This window comes from Bacillus sp. FSL R5-0585 (assembly GCF_038004545.1).
In the GTDB taxonomy this organism is placed as follows: domain Bacteria; phylum Bacillota; class Bacilli; order Bacillales; family Bacillaceae_G; genus Bacillus_A; species Bacillus_A cereus.
In genome coordinates, this window is the sequence record NZ_JBBORJ010000001.1 from 361,993 (window position 1) to 379,569 (window position 17,577).

Below are 17,577 nucleotides of genomic sequence, written 5' to 3' on the forward strand. Positions count from 1 at the left end.
TACGAAAAATTTACACTTTGTAATATTGTAATTTGATAAAATGAAATTAACTAAATTATAGTAAAAAAGTTTCAAGGGGAAGTGTGAAGAGAATGGAATTATCGAAGGGGAATGCAGTAAATTTAAATGATACAGCTTATTACAATAATCGAGAGTTAAGCTGGCTAGCATTTAATGAACGTGTACTACAAGAAGCGCAAGATGGAAATAATCCACTTTTGGAAAGATTGAAATTCATTAGTATTTTTAGTTCGAATTTAGATGAATTCTTTATGGTACGTGTAGCGGGATTAAAGGATCAAGTGAGTGCTGGATTTAATCAACCAGAAAATAAAGCTGGCTTAACACCGAAAAAGCAATTAAATAAAATTGCGATAAAAGCCCATGCACTAATGACAGTACAATATGATACATTTAAAAATTATGTATTACCAGCGCTTGAGTTAGAGGGGATTGAACGTTTAACATTCAATGATTTGACGAAAGAGCAGCGAGAATTTATAGAAGAGTATTTTGACGAGCAAATTTTCCCGGTGTTAACTCCTGTAGCTATTGATGCATATCGTCCATTTCCAATGTTATTAAACAAAAGTTTGAATTTGGCTACTCTTTTATATGATGAGAAGCAAGCGGAAGAAGAAAACAGGACGAAGTTAGGGATTGTACAAGTTCCTTCATTACTTGAGCGCTTCATAATTTTACCGAGCGAAGGGCAAAACCATAAATTTATTTTATTAGAAGACGTAATTAGTAGCTTCACTCATAAATTATTTACGGGATATACAGTATCATCTGTTACTCGTTTCCGTATTACACGCAATGCAGATTTAACGATTCATGAAGAAGGTGCGAGAGATTTATTAAAGGTAATTGAAAAAGAATTAAAAAAGCGTAAATGGGGGGCTGCTGTTCGTTTAGAAGTTGGGAAAGAACACATTGATGAAAGAGTATTAGCGTTATTATATGAGGTTCTGGAAGTAAAAGATGAAGATGTATATATAATGGATGGTCCATTAGATTTAACATGTTTGTTTTCTTTATATAAAAAACTAGCTCCTTTATATGAACATCTTGTATATCCGGCTCTTATTCCGCAACCGCCTCAAGATTTAGGTGATGAAGAAGATGTATTTGAAAAAGCAATTGAGCATGATATTTTATTACATCATCCTTTTGAATCATTTCAGCCGGTAGTTGATTTTGTCCGTGATGCGGCAGACGATCCGAATGTACTTGCGATTAAACAAACGTTATATCGTGTAAGTGGTGATTCACCGATTATTCAGGCGTTAAAAATAGCGGCTGAAAAGGGAAAACAAGTGACGGTATTAGTTGAATTAAAGGCAAGGTTTGATGAAGAAAACAATGTTCATTGGGCTAAAGAATTGGAACAGGCAGGCTGTCATGTTATTTACGGTGTAAGTCACTTGAAAACTCATAGTAAAATTACGTTAGTTGTAAGAAGAAAAAACGGAAAAATCGAAAGGTTCGTACATCTTGGAACTGGAAACTATAATGATGCAACAGCGAAGTTATATACTGATTTTGGATATATTACATCAAGAAAAGACTTTGGGGTTGATGCAACCAATTTCTTTAATTATTTAAGTGGTTATACAACAAAGCCACATTTTCACCATTTATCGGTTGCTCCATTTGATATAAGAGAGCAATTTATGGATTTAATAGATGAAGAAATCCGTTATCATAGACAATATGGAAATGGATATATTATCGCTAAGATGAATTCATTAACAGATAAACCGTTAATAAAAAAAATGTACGAAGCATCACAAGCTGGAGTAAAGGTAGAGCTCATTGTTCGAGGAACATGTTGCCTACGACCTGGTATTCCAAATGTAAGTGAAAATATTCGTGTAGTTAGTGTTGTTGGAAGATATTTAGAACATAGCCGTATTTATTATTTCCATCATAATGGGGAGGAGAAAATATATTTATCTTCAGCTGATTTGATGACGCGAAATATGGAGAAGCGAGTGGAAATATCTTTCCCGATATTAGATATTGAAATGAAGGCACGAATTAAGGCGATTTTACAGCTTACATTAGCTGATAATGTGAAAACACGTGAACAAAATAAAGATGGTGATTACTATTATGTTATTAATGGTAGTACAGAAGAAATTGATAGCCAAGTGAAGTTGTTTAAGATGGCGTATCAAAATACAGACGCTGAATAATGAAAAAAAGTAAAAACCTCTTATGTCCATAAGAGGTTTTTACTTTTTTCTACTCATATGCTCCCAAAATGGAAGGATGAGTAGAAACAATAGTTTTATTATAAGCGTGTAATGAGATGGCTCGTTGAGAGAATAATATTTGAAAGAATCGTTACTTTAACCTAGTAATAGTATGGTTGCTGACATGGTCCACCGTAACAAGGATAAGGTGCTGGCGGCGGGAAAGGTGGTGGATAAGGTGGATAAAATGGTCGAGGGCCGAAAGCTAATGCTCCGCCGAGCAATCCACCAGCAATTCCAGCTAGAAAGGGAACGCCAAAAAACGGGAAGAAGCGTGAGTCGCCTACTGGACCAATAGGTGCTGAACGGACTGGAATTGGTTGATAATATGGATACATGAACATACCTCCTTTATTGGACTCACTTTTATCATATGGTAAACGAAACATGGATGAGCGCGTACAAGAAAGGATATGTAAGAAAATAGGCGAATTATTACGAATGTTGGAGTGTGAGAATTGTGATTTCAGGTTTTGACATGAAACGAAATGGGACACGTGTTCTTCCGAGGCCTCGATTGACATAGAGAGTTAAATCCTGCATCGTATAGAAGCCTTCAATATAGTCTTTGGCGAGTGATGGTGTAATAATAGCTCCTAAAAAAGGAATTTGTACTTGTCCGCCATGGCTATGACCAGAAAGTTGCAAGTTGATTGGATATTTGGAAATTTGCGGCGCGATATCTGGCTCGTGAACAAGAACGATGTTATAAGTATTTTGCCGTGCATGTTGTAATGTTTTCTCTATTTTTGGTTTGCCTAGTAGTATATCATCGAGACCGAAAATAGAAATTTCACTATTATCCATTAGACGAATTCTTTTTTCACTATTTAGCAATAGTTCAAATCCTGATTCACGCATGATGTGCTCATAGTATTCAGTTCCATATCCACCGTGATCATGGTTACCATAAATAGCGAATTTACCGAAGGGGGCTTGTATATTTTTAAAAATGGATGCGACGAAAGGAGTGTCAGTATACGTTTGATAATTATCAATGAGATCTCCGGTAAAAAGGACAATATCTGGATTTACAGCATTAATTTTAGAAACAACTTGAGATAAATGTTGAAGCGAGAAATAGTATCCGAGATGTAAATCGCTGAATTGAAGAATTTTCATACCATGAAAACTTTTTGGGATGAGTTGTGATTTTAATGTGTGCTGTGTAAAAGAAATGAAATGGGGTTCTATATATTTAGCATAGTAGTATCCGATGCCACTGGTTATAAATGAATAGAGACAAGTACGCATACCAATTTTCAAAAAATTTCTTCTTGTAATGTGCGTCATAAAAATATGAGTATACCTCAATGTTTTTATTCCATTTACAGGCTACTCAAATCTCCTTTCAGTTTATTTAAAAATATACTTTACATAATAAAAAATTAGTATAGATTACGAAAAAAATGAATAAAAAGAAAGTTCTTTACATTAAAATATCAGAAAAGTTTAAAAATATAAAGATTTCTATTAAATAAAGTGATAAAATGAATGTGTATTCATTTTTTGGAGGGGATGTATGTGAAAGAAAAGGTAGTTATTATAACAGGTGGATCGAGTGGAATGGGAAAAGGAATGGCGACTCGCTTTGCAAAAGAAGGGGCACGAGTTGTTATTACAGGACGTACAAAAGAAAAACTAGAGGAAACAAAGTTGGAAATTGAACAATTTCCAGGGCAAGTATTACCTGTACAAATGGATGTAAGAAATACGGATGACATTCAGAAAATGATTGAACAGATTGATGAGAAGTTTGGTCGAATTGATGTTTTAATAAATAATGCAGCTGGAAACTTTATTTGTCCAGCAGAAGATTTATCCGTGAATGGCTGGAATTCGGTCATTAATATTGTATTAAACGGTACATTTTACTGTAGCCATGCTGTCGGAAAATATTGGATTGAAAAAGGTATAAAAGGGAATATCATTAACATGGTAGCAACATATGCATGGGATGCAGGTCCAGGAGTTATTCATTCGGCTGCAGCGAAGGCAGGAGTATTAGCGATGACGAAGACGCTCGCTGTTGAGTGGGGACGTAAATATGGAATACGAGTTAACGCTATCGCTCCAGGACCAATTGAACGTACGGGCGGTGCTGATAAATTATGGATTTCAGAAGAAATGGCTAAGCGTACGATACAAAGTGTTCCGCTTGGAAGGCTGGGTACGCCAGAAGAAATCGCTGGTCTAGCTTATTATTTATGCTCAGATGAAGCTGCGTACATAAATGGAACTTGCATGACAATGGATGGAGGACAACATTTACATCAATATCCATTTTAAAAGGGATAAAAAAATGAATGTTTGATTCATTTTTTTACGGTTAAATGTGACGGAATTGTGACATATGAAAGAAAAGTGTTTACAAGAGGTCATATATACGTTATATTTAAGACCTCTTTTTTCTTCATAGTAGAATTGCTAATTCCCCTTAGCATTTTACCCCTCTAATCCCTTCAGGAAAACTGAAGGGATTTTTTATTATTTTTCCGTAAATATCATGTTATAATTTTTGAAAAGTAAAGGGAGGGAAGCACGTTGATAGATGCATTAGATGTAATGAGTAACTTGGATAAAGTCCTTCCTTATTATCAAGCTATTTTTAGTGCTGATGAGCATACTGTAATTGGATATGAAGTAGTAGGACGTATTCAAACAGAAGAGGGCATACAAAGTTTAGCTTCTTTCTTTCACGATGATTCGATTCCAAGTGAATTTCAACTGGAAGCGGATAATATTATAGTAGAAAAAGCTTTAAATCGTTATTTAGAAAGCGATCAAAAATTATTATTATTTATACATCGGAATGCTAATGTATTAATGAATGATGATGATGAAAGCTTGCTTCAACTTTTATTGAGGTATGAAGAACAAGGTTTAAATTTAAAACAAATTGTTTTAGAGATTACAGAGCATGAATGTAAAGAAGATATAGAGCAATTTAATCATTTGCTTATGTATTATCGTACATATGGTATTCAAATTTCGATTAATAAAGTCGGAACGGGTACAAGTAATTTAGAGCGTATTAGCGTGTTAGCACCTGATATTTTAAAAGTAGATTTAACGAACTTAAGGCAAACAGCACTTTTACAATCTTATCAAGATATTTTATATTCTTTATCATTACTTGCTAGAAGAATTGGTGCAACTTTATTATATGAAGAAATAGATGCTTTTTATCAACTGCAATATGCTTGGAAGAACGGCGGAAGATATTATCAAGGTAATTATTTAAAAGAATGTTTACCTGATTTTATTGAAACGAATGTTTTGAAAGAGCGACTAGGTAATGAATGTCATCAGTTTATTCAGCATGAAAAGAAGAAGTTACAAAAAATTTATAATTTAACAGAGATGTTACGCGATCGCATTGGCGATGTTTTATCAAAACAAAAAAAGAATGAAGATATAAATGATTGGTTATTACAATTTAGTCAAAGTGTATCACAGTGTAGTTTTCGTATATTTATTTGTAATGAAGATGGTTTCCAACAATCAGGAAATGTTATGAAAAAAGATGGAGAATGGATTGTGATGCCGGATTATTATATGAAGAACTGGAGCTGGCGCCCGTATTTTCTCGAGAATATAATGAAAATGCGTTTTGAGAATAAGGCGAGGCTTTCAGATTTATATGCAGATATTGAAACGGGAGAAATGGTACGAACATTTTCTTTCCCGATTGATGATGACAACTTTTTATTTATAGATTTATCTTATGAATATTTATATGAAGAAGATGTTTTATTTTAATGCACGAAGAGATTCGTGCATTTTTTGTTTGTTTTTATCATAAATTGGTAATAGTGAAAATGGTGATGAAAATGCTGTCTATCGTTGTAAAGATTTTACGAACGAAATCTGTCCTTTCTTTGCATAATCATTGTTACAATGAATACTACAAAGACAAGTTCTTTTAAAAGGAAGGTGAAAAAATGAGGAAATATGGAATATGGCTTGTTCTATTTGTATGTGTTGCCTTTCTAGTTGGTTATAGTGTTACGACTGTTTTAGGAAAAGAGGAAGTGGAAGTCGATCGGAAAGAAGTATTTACAACGATACAAAAAGGCTATGAAACCCAGTTTTCAATTCGTGGGAAGCATTTGCCGATGAATAAGATGATAGAGACGTTATCACCGTATTTTACAGATAATTTCCTTCAAGTATTTACAGATGAAAATAGCAGAAGTGATAAACAAAGTGGTGAATATTTACTTCCGGCAAAAGAAGCACCGTTTTCTTTTAATTCAGAAACGAAAATGTCGTATGATGAAGAACATAAAAATTTATATGTATATGAGCGGACAAAAAGTGGACAATATCAAATTGTAACATTGAAAAGGGATCAAGATAAATGGAAGTTAGCAGGATATCATGAAAGTCAGGAACTTTTAACTGAAATAAAAAGGTTGCAACAATTATAAAGTGAAACTTTTAATTAGTGGGAGTTTTACTACCTACAAACAGCGGGATAAGAATAGGAATAGGTATTTACCTATTCCTATTCTATATTGAGTAGTTGTTGTAACTTTTCAATTTGAAAACCTGCAACTACTTCGCCATCAATTACGACTGTTGGAGTTGAATAGGAATCATAGTCGTTTAAAAGACGATTGCGAGCAGCAGCGTCTTTTTTTACGTCAAATTCTTCATATGCAACGTTATTATGCTTCAAAAATTCTTTTACAATAACACATGGCGGACAATCGGGTTGTGTATAAACCTCAATTTTTTTCATTGTAATTCCTCCTTTTTTCTGTTTTTTATTATATTCTTCCAGTATAAAAACCGCAATAATGAAGGAGAAATATGTTCTTTCTGTTTTTTCCTTCGCATTTCGACAAATTTTTAGTTGAGTTTCTGGCCAATAACCTTTATCCTAGAGTGTGGAACATTTTTTCTGTTATGACGGATAGAATGAGTATAGCTGTAAAACCTATTGGTAGGAAGATCAGAGAAAGGAGAGATTTCATGTCTCTACTCCAAGGAATTTTAACTCGACTTGTTAGTCTACAAGAACAAGCTGAAAGCGGTGAAGTAGCACAACGCTATTTTGAAGTGAACGGTGAGCGCAAATGTAGCGTGAAATTTTTCGATAAAAGTGAAATGTATGAGTTAGAAGTGTATCAACAAGGTGAAAAACCTCAAGTATATCAATTCGATAATATCGACATGGTTGCAATTGAGATTTACGATATCATTTCTTGATACATATAAAAAAGGTACTGCCACATGGCAGTACCTTTTTTAGTTCTATTACTTTCTAGCATAATGTATAGAAGTTTTTTATTTTTCCTACAATGGTATTAAAATGAAAATTTAATCCGTGCAAGTTTGCTTATCCATGTGGATAATTAGTCCCGTCAACCGGGTGAATATGTGAAGCTAAACTTCTCACTATCGCTGGGTTTTGCAAATAGCGGGAGAAATATAACTAGGAGGTTATCGTATGGAACGTTTACCAGTTGTGATTTGTCCTAATTGTCAAAGTTCTGCTGAGATTATTCATGTATTAACGGCTCAATCTAATCAAAATGTAATTTATACGTGCCAAGTTTGTCACTTTGTAATTCGAAATATTGAAACGAATAAAGGATAGGAAGTTATAATTTTAGTTTTTGTCCCATACAATGAGAATACGAAAAGTCTGTCTAATTGAAAGGACGTGACTCTGTGGACGGTGCACATAAATTTTACAATGTTTCAGAGAGACATTTAAATTTTGATATGGTCTTTAACCGTATTTGTAGTTTCATTGAAAAGGATCCGCGAAATTTGTATCGATTATCCATTGGGACAGACTCGCAAGCGCATCAAAAGGATACGAGGTTTATTACAGCAATCCATATTCATCGTGTTGGAAAAGGTGCCTGGGGTTGTTTACACCATAGATCAGTAAAAGATAAGCCAGCGACCTTACGTGAGAAAATATATTTAGAAACGCAGTTTAGTCAAGAAATCGCATGTCTATTTACGCCTACTCATATACAAACAATATGGGAGTTATTGCATCCTTATGCTCAAGATGGGGCTGGATTCATAATGGAAATTCATTTAGACATTGGGAATGATGGCTTAACAAAAGAATTTATTTTAGATATGACAGAAAAAATTCGAGCGATGGGATTAACTGCAAAAATTAAGCCGGATGCTTATGCGGCGTTTAGCTATGCAAATCGATATACGAAATGATTTTTTTGTATGTGTACGATTGTTACATATCTTTTAATAAAAACTGAATATTACATCTATTAAATAGGTTGAATTTTTTATATAATAAGAGTAACGATGCGAGTGTAAGGAGAGGGGTATATGCAAAGGGAAGTTGTTTTAACGAAGGAAGAAGAAAGTTTACTACTAGATATTTTATTTCAGCAAAATTACGCAAGTGAAATTTTAGCTGTGGAACTTACAGATATTGAGAATGGTTTGAAACAGACAGATGTGATGCAATATAAAAAAATCACAAGGTTATTTTACAGATTAAAAAATAAAGGGTATTAAGCGCTACCGGAATGGTAGTCTTTTTTTTGTGCGGTATGCTAAAATAGCTGTGTGATTGTATTTTTATTGAAATAAATTTAGGACAAAATAATAATATGAAAACGCTGTCATAAAATGTGAATAGAGTTGTGAACATAAGCAGGAAAAAGGGAAAATGGGGGATGTAATATGATTAGTATTCCGAAAGACGAATTTCAACAAATTCTTGTGAAGGATTTAATGATTTCATCGGAAAAAGTAGCTCATGTCCAAATTGGAAATAGTTTAGAACATGCTTTACTCGTTCTTGTAAAATCTGGATATTCAGCGATACCTGTCTTAGATCCAATGTATAAACTACATGGTTTGATTAGTACTGCCATGATATTAGATGGTATGTTAGGATTAGAACGTATTGAGTTTGAAAGGCTCGATGATATGAAAGTAGAGCAGGTGATGAAAGAAGATATACCTGTTCTTAAATTAGACGATTCATTTGCAAAAGCTTTAGAAATGACAATTGATCATCCTTTTATTTGCGCTGTTAATGAAGAAGGCTATTTTGAGGGGATTTTAACACGTCGGGCTATTTTAAAATTGTTGAATAAGAAAGTAAGGCAACATAATCGATAAAGTGAAAAAAGTGACTTCATAGAAACGAAGAAGTCACTTTTTTTTCGTGCATATCACTTGTGTATGTATTATATTTAAAAAGACATAAAACATAAGGAAAGTTTGCGCTGGACAATTGTATTTTCTGAATGAAAGCATTCGGGTAAATTAAGGATGAAAAGCTTATTGAAATAAGGTGTATGGAAGCTAAGGAAAGAGGGAGAAAGTTGCAAATTGATGATTTTCAAATGATGGTTGTGTTAGCTCAGGAATCAAATATGAGAAAAGCGGCGGAACGTTTATTTGTTTCCCAACCTGCGCTGAGTCAACGATTACAATCTATGGAGAAACAATGGGGAATGAAGTTTTTTATTCGCTCACAAAAAGGATTGACAATTACACCTGAAGGGGAAAAAGTTGCAAATTATGCCAAAGAAATGTTGCAAAGGGAAGAAGATATAAAAAGTGAGCTGGCTGTTTTCAGAACGGAAACTCATGGAACGTTAAAAATAGCTGTTGCATCAGTTATTGGTCAATATTGGCTCCCTCCTGTTTTGAAAAAGTTTGTGCATAAATATCCTTCTGTAAAGATATCGCTGTTTACTGGATGGAGTAGTGAAGTGCAAAAGCAGTTTTATGAAGGAGACGTGCATGTTGCTATACTGAGGGGAACACAAGAATATAAAGGTCAGAAGCAACAATTATTTGAAGATGAACTGTATTTAGTTGATAAAGAAATAAAAGATATTTCGATGTTAAAAGAAACAAATAGGCCGTTCATTCAATTTAAAAGTGACTCGACTTATTATGGACAAATACAAAATTGGTGGTATGGTTTATTTTCTAATCCGCCTAAGCGAACGATTGTAGTTGACCAAATTGAAACATGTAAACAACTTGTTTTAAATGGTATAGGTTATGCCCTTTTACCTTCTACTGTTTTAAAGGAAGTACAGGAAAATATGTATAAAACACCTGTTCAACTGACGAGAGAAACATGGTTGTTAACAAGTGACTCGGCAAGGCAGTTGAAGCAAGTACAAGCATTTTTAGAAATTATAGAAGAAATTCAAAGGGGAAAATAAGATTATTATCTTGCTACTCGCTCTTTCGTTTGGTAGAGTAACATTATAAATGGATTTAGGAGGCAACAAGAATGAAAATGATGGACGCTAACGAAATTATTTCGTTTATTCAAAAAAGTGAAAAGAAAACTCCTGTAAAGGTATACATAAAAGGGGATTTAAAAGAAGTAACATTCCCTGAAACAGTACAAGCATTTGTGAATAAAAAATCAGGTGTATTATTCGGAGAATGGTCTGAAATTAAGACAATTCTTGATGAGAATAATAAGCACATCGTTGACTACGTTGTAGAAAACGATCGTCGTAATTCTGCAATCCCAATGCTTGATTTAAAAGGTATTAAAGCTCGCATCGAGCCAGGTGCTATTATTCGTGACCATGTTGAAATTGGTGACAACGCTGTAATTATGATGAATGCAACAATTAACATTGGTGCTGTAATTGGTGAAGGTTCTATGATCGACATGAACGCAGTACTTGGTGGACGTGCAACAGTCGGTAAAAACTGTCACGTAGGTGCAGGTGCTGTACTTGCAGGTGTTATTGAGCCACCTTCTGCAAAACCAGTTATCGTTGAAGATGATGTAGTAATCGGTGCAAATGTAGTTGTTTTAGAGGGTGTTACAGTAGGTAAAGGTGCAGTTGTAGCAGCGGGAGCTGTTGTAACAGAAGATGTGCCTCCATACACAGTTGTTGCAGGTACTCCAGCACGTGTAATTAAAGAAATTGATGAGAAGACAAAAGCAAAAACAGAAATTAAACAAGAGCTTCGTCAATTAAACCCAGAGAAATAAAAAGTAAAAAAAGCGTAAGAGCGTAAATGGGCTCTTACGCTTTTTATAGATAGAGGTGCAAAAATGACAGTAAGCAAATTTGTCCAAATTCGTAGAGATCTACATAGAATTCCAGAAATCGGATTTAAGGAATGGAAAACACAAAAGTATATTTTAGATTATATAGGAACACTTTCTCATGAATTTGTGGAAGTGAAGACATGGAAAACGGGTGTAATCGTTAAAGTAAATGGAAAAAATCCCGAAAAAATAATAGGTTATCGTGCAGATATAGACGGTTTACCAATTACAGAGGAAACTGGATACGAGTTTGCTTCTATTCACGAAGGAATGATGCATGCATGTGGCCATGATGTACATACAACAATCGGTTTAGGCCTTCTAACGAAAGCTGTGAGCGAAAGAATAGATGATGACCTTGTATTTCTATTCCAGCCAGCAGAAGAAGGACCAGGCGGTGCTCTTCCTATGTTAGAAAGTGAAGAGTTAAAAGAATGGAAACCGAATATAATTCTTGGTCTTCATATTGCACCAGAATACGCTGTGGGGACAATTGCAACGAAAGAAGGACTGTTATTTGCCAATACTTCAGAATTATATATTGATTTAAAAGGGAAAGGTGGCCATGCTGCCTATCCGCATACTGCAAATGACATGATTGTTGCAGCGAGTCATCTTGTTACACAGCTACAATCCGTTATTAGTCGCAATGTAAATCCTCTTGATAGTGCAGTAATTACAATCGGGAAAATTACTGGTGGTACGGTTCAAAATATTATTGCAGAAAAATCTCGTTTAGAAGGAACGATTCGAACATTATCAGTGGAATCAATGAAGCGTGTGAAAAGCAGAATTGAGTCAATTGTTGCAGGTATCGAAGCTTCTTTCCAGTGTGAGGCGATTATAGATTACGGAGCAATGTATCATCAAGTATATAACCATGAAGAGTTAACGAGAGAGTTTATGGAATTTGTACATAAACAAACTGATATGAATGTTATTACATGTACTGAGGCAATGACGGGTGAAGATTTTGGTTATATGCTTCGAGAAATCCCTGGATTTATGTTTTGGCTTGGAGTAAATTCAGAATATGGTTTACATCATGCAAAATTAAAACCAGACGAAGAAGTGATTGAAAAGGCAATTACATTTTTAAGCCAATATGTAAAGTGGAAAGGGAATAGAAAATGAAACTTCCACTTTCTTGAAGGTTCCAAAAAACTTTTTGTTCTGAGGTGTAAGTAACGCTCGTATAGATTGATTTTAGACATTTACATACAAATGGAAGAATTAAAGTTAATTGTACTGTTTTAATAATGAGCAGGGGGTTTAGCCACTGCTCATTATTAATTATTTGACTAACTTATATATGTTTACTTTTAGTATGAAAAGTGTGTAAAATCAATGTGAAACATAGAAAAAAGGGTGGGGAATTACGTGCAAATTAGCAGTGCGATTTTATGTTTCGTCTTATATGCGTATGTTATTATTGCGGCGGTTTATTTTGGGATAAGTTTTTATGCCTATCGTCTAGTAGATAATAATGAATATGACGAAACATACAAATGGGTGAAGAGATATTTATCACCTGTACTAGAAATTATGAATGGGTTTGTGCTCTTTTTATTTATTGGATTAATTGCTTTTTCAACGAGTTTAGTAGGGAATAAAACTACGTTATTTGTATTGGGTATCATTATTTTTATGTTGTTAGGAATAAGGATTGGTAATACGGTCTTTTGGAATGAAAGAAAAGTAGATGGTTGGACGGGAATGTTAATTCCGTGCATGTTAGCTGCAATCGTGACAAATATAGAGCATGAATATTATCAATTACATTTTTGGCTTATTATCGTTTTAACAATTCTTTCTGTTTTGTATATAAGCACAGTAGTACTAACATATATTGCACATGAAAAAGGAGATGTTAAAGGCACTCGTTTCTTTAGAGGACGGGCATTATTTTGGAGTGTGCCGACGATGGTAGTTATCGCGCTTATTGCGATATTAGTAAATGGATATCAATTTTCTAATTGGCAACTATTTTTAGAAAATTGGTGGATCTTTATCTTTTCGTTTATTGCTTTTTTAGGTGCAACGCATTATTTATTCCATCAACATCATTACATATGGGCGTTGTTATTTGCATTCACACAGCTTCTATTTGCCTTTTTTGGTCAAGAAACATTATTATTCGTTTTTGAAACATTTAGTTCTTTTGGAAATATATTTGTATTTGCTATGCTACTTGTTGGTATCGCTTTTTACTTGCAACAATATTTTTATATACAAAAACAAAAATAAGAGCTAATTACAGTTTTTGTGACGCATATAAAGTGTGTTACACTGAAAATAAATAGTACTTGAAGTTATTGGAGGAATTCCCGTGGGTGAGAAAGAAAAAGAATTTGCTGTCATTGGACTTGGTCGCTTTGGTGGAAGTATTTGCCGAGAACTAGCTCAATTAGGAATGGAAGTAATGGCAATCGATTCAGATGAGGATAAAATTAATGAATTTGCAAATATAGCTTCGCATGCTGTAATTGCAGATTCAACAGATGAGATGGTATTAAAAAGCCTTGGTATTCGAAATTTTGATCACGTAGTCGTTGCTATTGGAGATAATTTAAATTCAAGTATTTTAACGACTTTGATTTTGAAAGAGTTGGGTGTGAAAAATATTACTGTAAAAGCTCAAAATGATTATCATGAAAAAGTGTTAAGTAAAATAGGTGCAGATCATATTGTGCATCCAGAACGTGATATGGGAAAAAGGATTGCTAATAATATTGCATCAAGCAATGTGCTAGACTACCTTGAGCTTTCAGATGAGCATAGTATTGTAGAGATTATTGCGAATAAAAAAATTGATGGGCACTCTTTAATTGAATTAGATATTCGTGCGAAGTTTGGATTGAATATTGTAGCAATTAAACGAGGCAAAGAAGTTATCGTATCCCCTCGAGCTACGGAGAATATTCAAGCAGGAGATATATTAATTGTCATTGGTCATGACGATGAAGTGGATCGATTTAAACACTTTTTAAGATAAGAGAAAAGAAAAGGACAATGCCTTCATGGCATTGTCCTTTTTCTTATATTTCCATAATGATTGGTAAAATCATTGGACGGCGTTTCGTTTTCTCATATAGGAATGGAGCTAATGTGTCTGTAATTTCATTTTTAATTTCAGACCATTGTGTTGTTTTACGCTCCATTACTTTTTCTAAATGAGTTGTAATTAATGTTTGTGCATCATTGATTAAATCGCTACTTTCACGCATGTAAACGAAACCGCGTGAGATGATATCAGGTCCTGCTGCAACTTTAAATTCTTTCATATCAATGCTTACAACTACAATTACAAGTCCTTCTTCAGAAAGGATACGACGATCGCGTAATACGATATTGCCAATATCTCCAATACCGTTTCCATCAATGTAGACCGAACCAGATGGGATTTTTCCAGCTACGCTAGCTTCATCCGAACGTAAAGCAAGAACATCGCCATTATCCATAATGAAGCAATTTTCTTCAGGGATGCCACAATCATTTGCTATGTTCATGTGCATACGCTGCATACGATATTCACCATGAATTGGCATGAAGTACTTCGGTTTAATTAGACGTAACATTAACTTTTGTTCTTCTTGTCCACCGTGTCCACTTGTATGGATATTTGAAAGTTTCCCATGAATTACATCAGCGCCAGCGCGGTACAACATGTTAATTGTACGACTTACGCTAATTGTATTTCCTGGAATTGGTGAAGAAGAGAAAACAACTGTATCTCCAGGAATAATTTGAATTTGGCGGTGTGTACCGTTTGCAATACGTGAAAGTGCTGCCATCGGTTCACCTTGACTACCTGTACATAAAATAACAACTTTATTAGCTGGTAAGCGGTTTAGTTGAGATGCATCTATGAATGTATCTTTCGGGCAACGAATATAACCAAGGTTTTGTCCAATTTCAATCGCTGCTTCCATACTTCGGCCAAACACAGCTACTTTACGGTTGTTTTCAACAGCAGCTTCAACAACTTGTTGTAAGCGGTGAATATTTGATGCAAAGGTTGCGAATATAATCCGTCCTTCTACTTTACGGAAAATGTCTTGAATGCTATCACCAACGCGACGCTCAGACATAGTAAAGTTTGGAACTTCACTGTTCGTACTATCAGATAATAGACATAGTACGCCATCTTTACCGATTTCAGCCATTTTTGTTAAATCAGCTGGTTCACCAACTGGTGTGAAGTCAAATTTGAAGTCACCTGTATGAACGACTTGACCTTGAGGTGTTTTCACAACAACGCCGTACGAATCTGGAATACTGTGAGTTGTACGGAAGAAGGATACAGATGTTTTTTTGAATTTAATAACGTCATCTTCTTGAATCTCGTAAAGTTTTGCTTTACGAAGTAAGCCGTGTTCTTCTAGTTTGTTTTTGATGAGTGCAATTGCTAATTTTCCGCCGTAAATTGGAATGTTCACTTGACGTAATAGGTAAGGGATTCCGCCGATATGATCTTCGTGACCATGTGTAATGAATAACCCTTTAATTTTATCTTCGTTTCGCACAAAATAAGTGTAGTCTGGTATTACATAATCGATTCCGAGAAGTTCGTCCTCTGGAAATTTAATTCCAGCATCAATTATAATAATTTCATCTTGAAATTGAACAGCGTATGTATTTTTACCGATTTCACCAAGCCCACCGAGAGCAAATACAGCAACTTGGTCGTTTTTTAGAAATTTCATATCGCTATACGATTTCCGCTAATGTTAAATCAGCGTTTTCTTTTTCATATTCAAGATGAGCGCCAGTAACAGACTGAACAAACTCGATATTATATGCGAACTTATTTAATTTTGTACGAACATCCTTTTCAGACGTAGCCTCTAAATATAAAACTTTTGTATTTTCACGTACTGGAACCTCAGTTAATTTTTCTTGATAAAATACTTTAAAAATCATTTGGAAAACCTCTCCTTGTCTATGTTTTGCATTATCTGTTACTTATTATAAAGCAAACAGTCACGATTTTCATGTTTTTTCGAATGAGAATGAAGAAAAAGCCCGAAATGGGCACAATTTAAGCGACTGTCTTTTTACGGACTAGACCATTTAAATAACGCTTGAGCTTTTTCTTCAGCTTCTTCAGCATGATTACTCCTTCCTTTCCTTATTTTAAACATGCCTATTACTAGTGAAAACTCTATCTCTGATATAAGAGATAGGACAAAAGTGAATGGTGAATCTTGTCCTTTCCCATACAGTGAAAGTTATTCTATAGTAACGATTAGTAGCCGTTAGTTATAGGTATAGTATGAGGAAGAATGGAAAAGAAAATTCATACGAACAAGTATCCACATGTTTTACTAATATATATATGCAAAGTTTACAAATAAGGTCAGAAAGGGAACGCTTTCTTCACAGATGTTTAATATGTTATACTTTTTTTTAGAATTTGAAAAGTGATATTCAAAATAGGAATATAGAGTGCCAGAAAGGATTTTGACAAATGAATGATAAAATTGTCTTTTTTGATATTGATGGAACATTATTAGATCATGATAAAAAAATTCCGCAATCTACACGAGATGCAGTAAAACAGTTACAAGAAAAAGGTGTACATGTAGCAATTGCGACAGGGCGCGCGCCATTTATGTTCGAAGATATTCGTAAGGAACTTGATATACATAATTATGTTAGTTTTAATGGACAATATGTTGTCTTTGAAGATGAGGTAATATTTAATAATCCGTTACATCCAGATGCTTTACATAAGTTTACTCAGTTTGCAAAACAAGAAGGATATCCACTTGTATATCTTGACCATCAAGATATGAGAGCATCAGTGGAATATCATGATTATGTGAAAGAAGGCTTTGGAAGCTTAAACTTTGAGCATCCAGCATATGAGCCTAATTTTTATGAGGAACGTAATATTTATCAAACACTACTTTTTTGTGAAGTAAATGAAGAGGAAAAGTTTATTAATCATTATCCAGATTTTCATTTTATTCGTTGGCATGCATATTCAATGGATATCATTCCGAATGGTGGTTCTAAGGCAAAAGGAATTGAGAAATACATTGAAAAGTTAGGTTTTAATCGTGATCAAGTGTATGCATTTGGAGATGGCTTAAATGATTTAGAAATGATCGAAGCCGTTGGCACAGGTATTGTGATGGGAAATGGCCATGAAGACTTGAAAAAACTTGCAAATCATGTGACAAAGGATGTTAATGAAGACGGTATATATCATGGACTAAAGTGGGCTGGATTGCTATAAGTGAATATGGAACCCATTTAATAATAAAA

20 protein-coding genes are annotated in these 17,577 nt (G+C 34.3%); 15 read left to right on the plus strand and 5 right to left on the minus strand.

What is annotated here, in order from left to right:
• Positions 1-92 precede the first annotated feature (92 nt).
• The gene (locus tag MKY38_RS02030; RefSeq protein ID WP_070180474.1) at positions 93-2,201 is read left to right on the plus strand and encodes a polyphosphate kinase; all 2,109 of its coding nucleotides are present in this window, start codon (positions 93-95) and stop codon (positions 2,199-2,201) included.
• A gap of 161 nt (positions 2,202-2,362) precedes the next feature.
• Here the strand turns inward: MKY38_RS02030 and MKY38_RS02035 are convergent, their stop codons facing one another.
• Positions 2,363-2,599 carry a hypothetical protein gene (locus tag MKY38_RS02035; RefSeq protein ID WP_000283738.1) on the minus strand — a complete coding sequence of 79 codons (237 nt, stop codon included), beginning with the start codon at positions 2,597-2,599 and terminating at the stop codon, positions 2,363-2,365.
• Between the two features lie 97 nt (positions 2,600-2,696).
• Positions 2,697-3,554 carry a metallophosphoesterase gene (locus tag MKY38_RS02040; protein ID WP_341047945.1) on the minus strand — a complete coding sequence of 286 codons (858 nt, stop codon included), beginning with the start codon at positions 3,552-3,554 and terminating at the stop codon, positions 2,697-2,699.
• A gap of 231 nt (positions 3,555-3,785) precedes the next feature.
• Between MKY38_RS02040 and fadH the strand changes: the two genes are divergently transcribed.
• The 3 genes from fadH to MKY38_RS02055 all read left to right on the plus strand — a co-directional run bounded on the left by fadH (position 3,786) and on the right by MKY38_RS02055 (position 6,694).
• The gene (gene fadH / locus MKY38_RS02045; RefSeq protein ID WP_000660913.1) at positions 3,786-4,550 is read left to right on the plus strand and encodes a 2,4-dienoyl-CoA reductase; all 765 of its coding nucleotides are present in this window, start codon (positions 3,786-3,788) and stop codon (positions 4,548-4,550) included.
• A 255-nt stretch (positions 4,551-4,805) separates the two neighbouring features.
• The gene (locus tag MKY38_RS02050) at positions 4,806-6,023 is read left to right on the plus strand and encodes an EAL domain-containing protein (protein ID WP_000564306.1); all 1,218 of its coding nucleotides are present in this window, start codon (positions 4,806-4,808) and stop codon (positions 6,021-6,023) included.
• A 182-nt stretch (positions 6,024-6,205) separates the two neighbouring features.
• Positions 6,206-6,694 (plus strand): DUF3993 domain-containing protein, encoded by a 489-nt coding sequence (locus MKY38_RS02055; RefSeq protein ID WP_001233804.1) that lies wholly within the window; start codon positions 6,206-6,208, stop codon positions 6,692-6,694.
• A gap of 77 nt (positions 6,695-6,771) precedes the next feature.
• Here MKY38_RS02055 and MKY38_RS02060 read toward each other — a convergent pair whose 3' ends face one another.
• The gene (locus MKY38_RS02060; protein WP_000717873.1) at positions 6,772-7,008 is read right to left on the minus strand and encodes a glutaredoxin family protein; all 237 of its coding nucleotides are present in this window, start codon (positions 7,006-7,008) and stop codon (positions 6,772-6,774) included.
• A gap of 233 nt (positions 7,009-7,241) precedes the next feature.
• Between MKY38_RS02060 and MKY38_RS02065 the strand changes: the two genes are divergently transcribed.
• From MKY38_RS02065 to MKY38_RS02110, 10 genes are all read left to right on the plus strand, one after another.
• Positions 7,242-7,478 carry a YkuJ family protein gene (locus MKY38_RS02065; RefSeq protein ID WP_000055151.1) on the plus strand — a complete coding sequence of 79 codons (237 nt, stop codon included), beginning with the start codon at positions 7,242-7,244 and terminating at the stop codon, positions 7,476-7,478.
• Positions 7,479-7,719: 241 nt separating this feature from the next.
• Positions 7,720-7,869 (plus strand): hypothetical protein, encoded by a 150-nt coding sequence (locus MKY38_RS02070; protein ID WP_000440540.1) that lies wholly within the window; start codon positions 7,720-7,722, stop codon positions 7,867-7,869.
• A 74-nt stretch (positions 7,870-7,943) separates the two neighbouring features.
• Entirely contained in the window at positions 7,944-8,462 is a 519-nt protein-coding gene (locus MKY38_RS02075; RefSeq protein WP_000348489.1) for a ribonuclease H-like YkuK family protein, read from the plus strand.
• A 120-nt stretch (positions 8,463-8,582) separates the two neighbouring features.
• Positions 8,583-8,774 carry an antirepressor AbbA gene (gene abbA / locus MKY38_RS02080; RefSeq protein ID WP_001188692.1) on the plus strand — a complete coding sequence of 64 codons (192 nt, stop codon included), beginning with the start codon at positions 8,583-8,585 and terminating at the stop codon, positions 8,772-8,774.
• 168 nt (positions 8,775-8,942) lie between these two features.
• Positions 8,943-9,386, plus strand: a complete 444-nt coding sequence (gene cbpB, locus MKY38_RS02085; RefSeq protein WP_000623579.1) for a cyclic-di-AMP-binding protein CbpB — start codon at positions 8,943-8,945, stop codon at positions 9,384-9,386.
• Between the two features lie 179 nt (positions 9,387-9,565).
• Complete coding sequence (locus MKY38_RS02090) at positions 9,566-10,450, plus strand: LysR family transcriptional regulator (RefSeq protein WP_002026259.1); 885 nt, start codon at positions 9,566-9,568, stop codon at positions 10,448-10,450.
• A gap of 71 nt (positions 10,451-10,521) precedes the next feature.
• Positions 10,522-11,244, plus strand: a complete 723-nt coding sequence (dapD, locus tag MKY38_RS02095; protein WP_000783241.1) for a 2,3,4,5-tetrahydropyridine-2,6-dicarboxylate N-acetyltransferase — start codon at positions 10,522-10,524, stop codon at positions 11,242-11,244.
• A 63-nt stretch (positions 11,245-11,307) separates the two neighbouring features.
• Complete coding sequence (locus MKY38_RS02100) at positions 11,308-12,438, plus strand: N-acetyldiaminopimelate deacetylase (protein WP_065222943.1); 1,131 nt, start codon at positions 11,308-11,310, stop codon at positions 12,436-12,438.
• Positions 12,439-12,684: 246 nt separating this feature from the next.
• Positions 12,685-13,551: a cytochrome c oxidase assembly protein gene (locus tag MKY38_RS02105; RefSeq protein WP_001167324.1), complete on the plus strand. Its 867-nt coding sequence runs from the start codon at positions 12,685-12,687 to the stop codon at positions 13,549-13,551.
• An 82-nt stretch (positions 13,552-13,633) separates the two neighbouring features.
• Positions 13,634-14,299 (plus strand): potassium channel family protein, encoded by a 666-nt coding sequence (locus tag MKY38_RS02110; protein ID WP_000504032.1) that lies wholly within the window; start codon positions 13,634-13,636, stop codon positions 14,297-14,299.
• Positions 14,300-14,342: 43 nt separating this feature from the next.
• Here MKY38_RS02110 and rnjA read toward each other — a convergent pair whose 3' ends face one another.
• Together rnjA and MKY38_RS02120 are read right to left on the minus strand one after the other, a co-directional pair.
• On the minus strand, positions 14,343-16,010 hold the full coding sequence (gene rnjA, locus MKY38_RS02115) for a ribonuclease J1 (protein ID WP_000670377.1): 1,668 nt from the start codon (positions 16,008-16,010) through the stop codon (positions 14,343-14,345).
• Between the two features lie 4 nt (positions 16,011-16,014).
• Entirely contained in the window at positions 16,015-16,227 is a 213-nt protein-coding gene (locus MKY38_RS02120; protein ID WP_000576435.1) for a DNA-dependent RNA polymerase subunit epsilon, read from the minus strand.
• Positions 16,228-16,774: 547 nt separating this feature from the next.
• Between MKY38_RS02120 and MKY38_RS02125 the strand changes: the two genes are divergently transcribed.
• The gene (locus MKY38_RS02125) at positions 16,775-17,548 is read left to right on the plus strand and encodes a Cof-type HAD-IIB family hydrolase (RefSeq protein WP_000998268.1); all 774 of its coding nucleotides are present in this window, start codon (positions 16,775-16,777) and stop codon (positions 17,546-17,548) included.
• Positions 17,549-17,577: the final 29 nt, after the last annotated feature.

Coding starts and splice junctions, on each gene's coding strand:
- cbpB (WP_000623579.1), top strand. CDS start 8,943: ATGATTAGTATTCCGAAAGACGAATTTCAACAAATTCTTGTGAAGGAT.
- MKY38_RS02125 (WP_000998268.1), top strand. CDS start 16,775: ATGAATGATAAAATTGTCTTTTTTGATATTGATGGAACATTATTAGAT.
- MKY38_RS02100 (WP_065222943.1), top strand. CDS start 11,308: ATGACAGTAAGCAAATTTGTCCAAATTCGTAGAGATCTACATAGAATT.
- MKY38_RS02060 (WP_000717873.1), bottom strand. CDS start 7,008: ATGAAAAAAATTGAGGTTTATACACAACCCGATTGTCCGCCATGTGTT.
- MKY38_RS02070 (WP_000440540.1), top strand. CDS start 7,720: ATGGAACGTTTACCAGTTGTGATTTGTCCTAATTGTCAAAGTTCTGCT.
- abbA (WP_001188692.1), top strand. CDS start 8,583: ATGCAAAGGGAAGTTGTTTTAACGAAGGAAGAAGAAAGTTTACTACTA.
- MKY38_RS02120 (WP_000576435.1), bottom strand. CDS start 16,227: ATGATTTTTAAAGTATTTTATCAAGAAAAATTAACTGAGGTTCCAGTA.
- MKY38_RS02055 (WP_001233804.1), top strand. CDS start 6,206: ATGAGGAAATATGGAATATGGCTTGTTCTATTTGTATGTGTTGCCTTT.
- rnjA (WP_000670377.1), bottom strand. CDS start 16,010: ATGAAATTTCTAAAAAACGACCAAGTTGCTGTATTTGCTCTCGGTGGG.
- MKY38_RS02030 (WP_070180474.1), top strand. CDS start 93: ATGGAATTATCGAAGGGGAATGCAGTAAATTTAAATGATACAGCTTAT.
- MKY38_RS02090 (WP_002026259.1), top strand. CDS start 9,566: ATGGAAGCTAAGGAAAGAGGGAGAAAGTTGCAAATTGATGATTTTCAA.
- MKY38_RS02035 (WP_000283738.1), bottom strand. CDS start 2,599: ATGTATCCATATTATCAACCAATTCCAGTCCGTTCAGCACCTATTGGT.
- MKY38_RS02065 (WP_000055151.1), top strand. CDS start 7,242: ATGTCTCTACTCCAAGGAATTTTAACTCGACTTGTTAGTCTACAAGAA.
- MKY38_RS02040 (WP_341047945.1), bottom strand. CDS start 3,554: ATGACGCACATTACAAGAAGAAATTTTTTGAAAATTGGTATGCGTACT.
- dapD (WP_000783241.1), top strand. CDS start 10,522: ATGAAAATGATGGACGCTAACGAAATTATTTCGTTTATTCAAAAAAGT.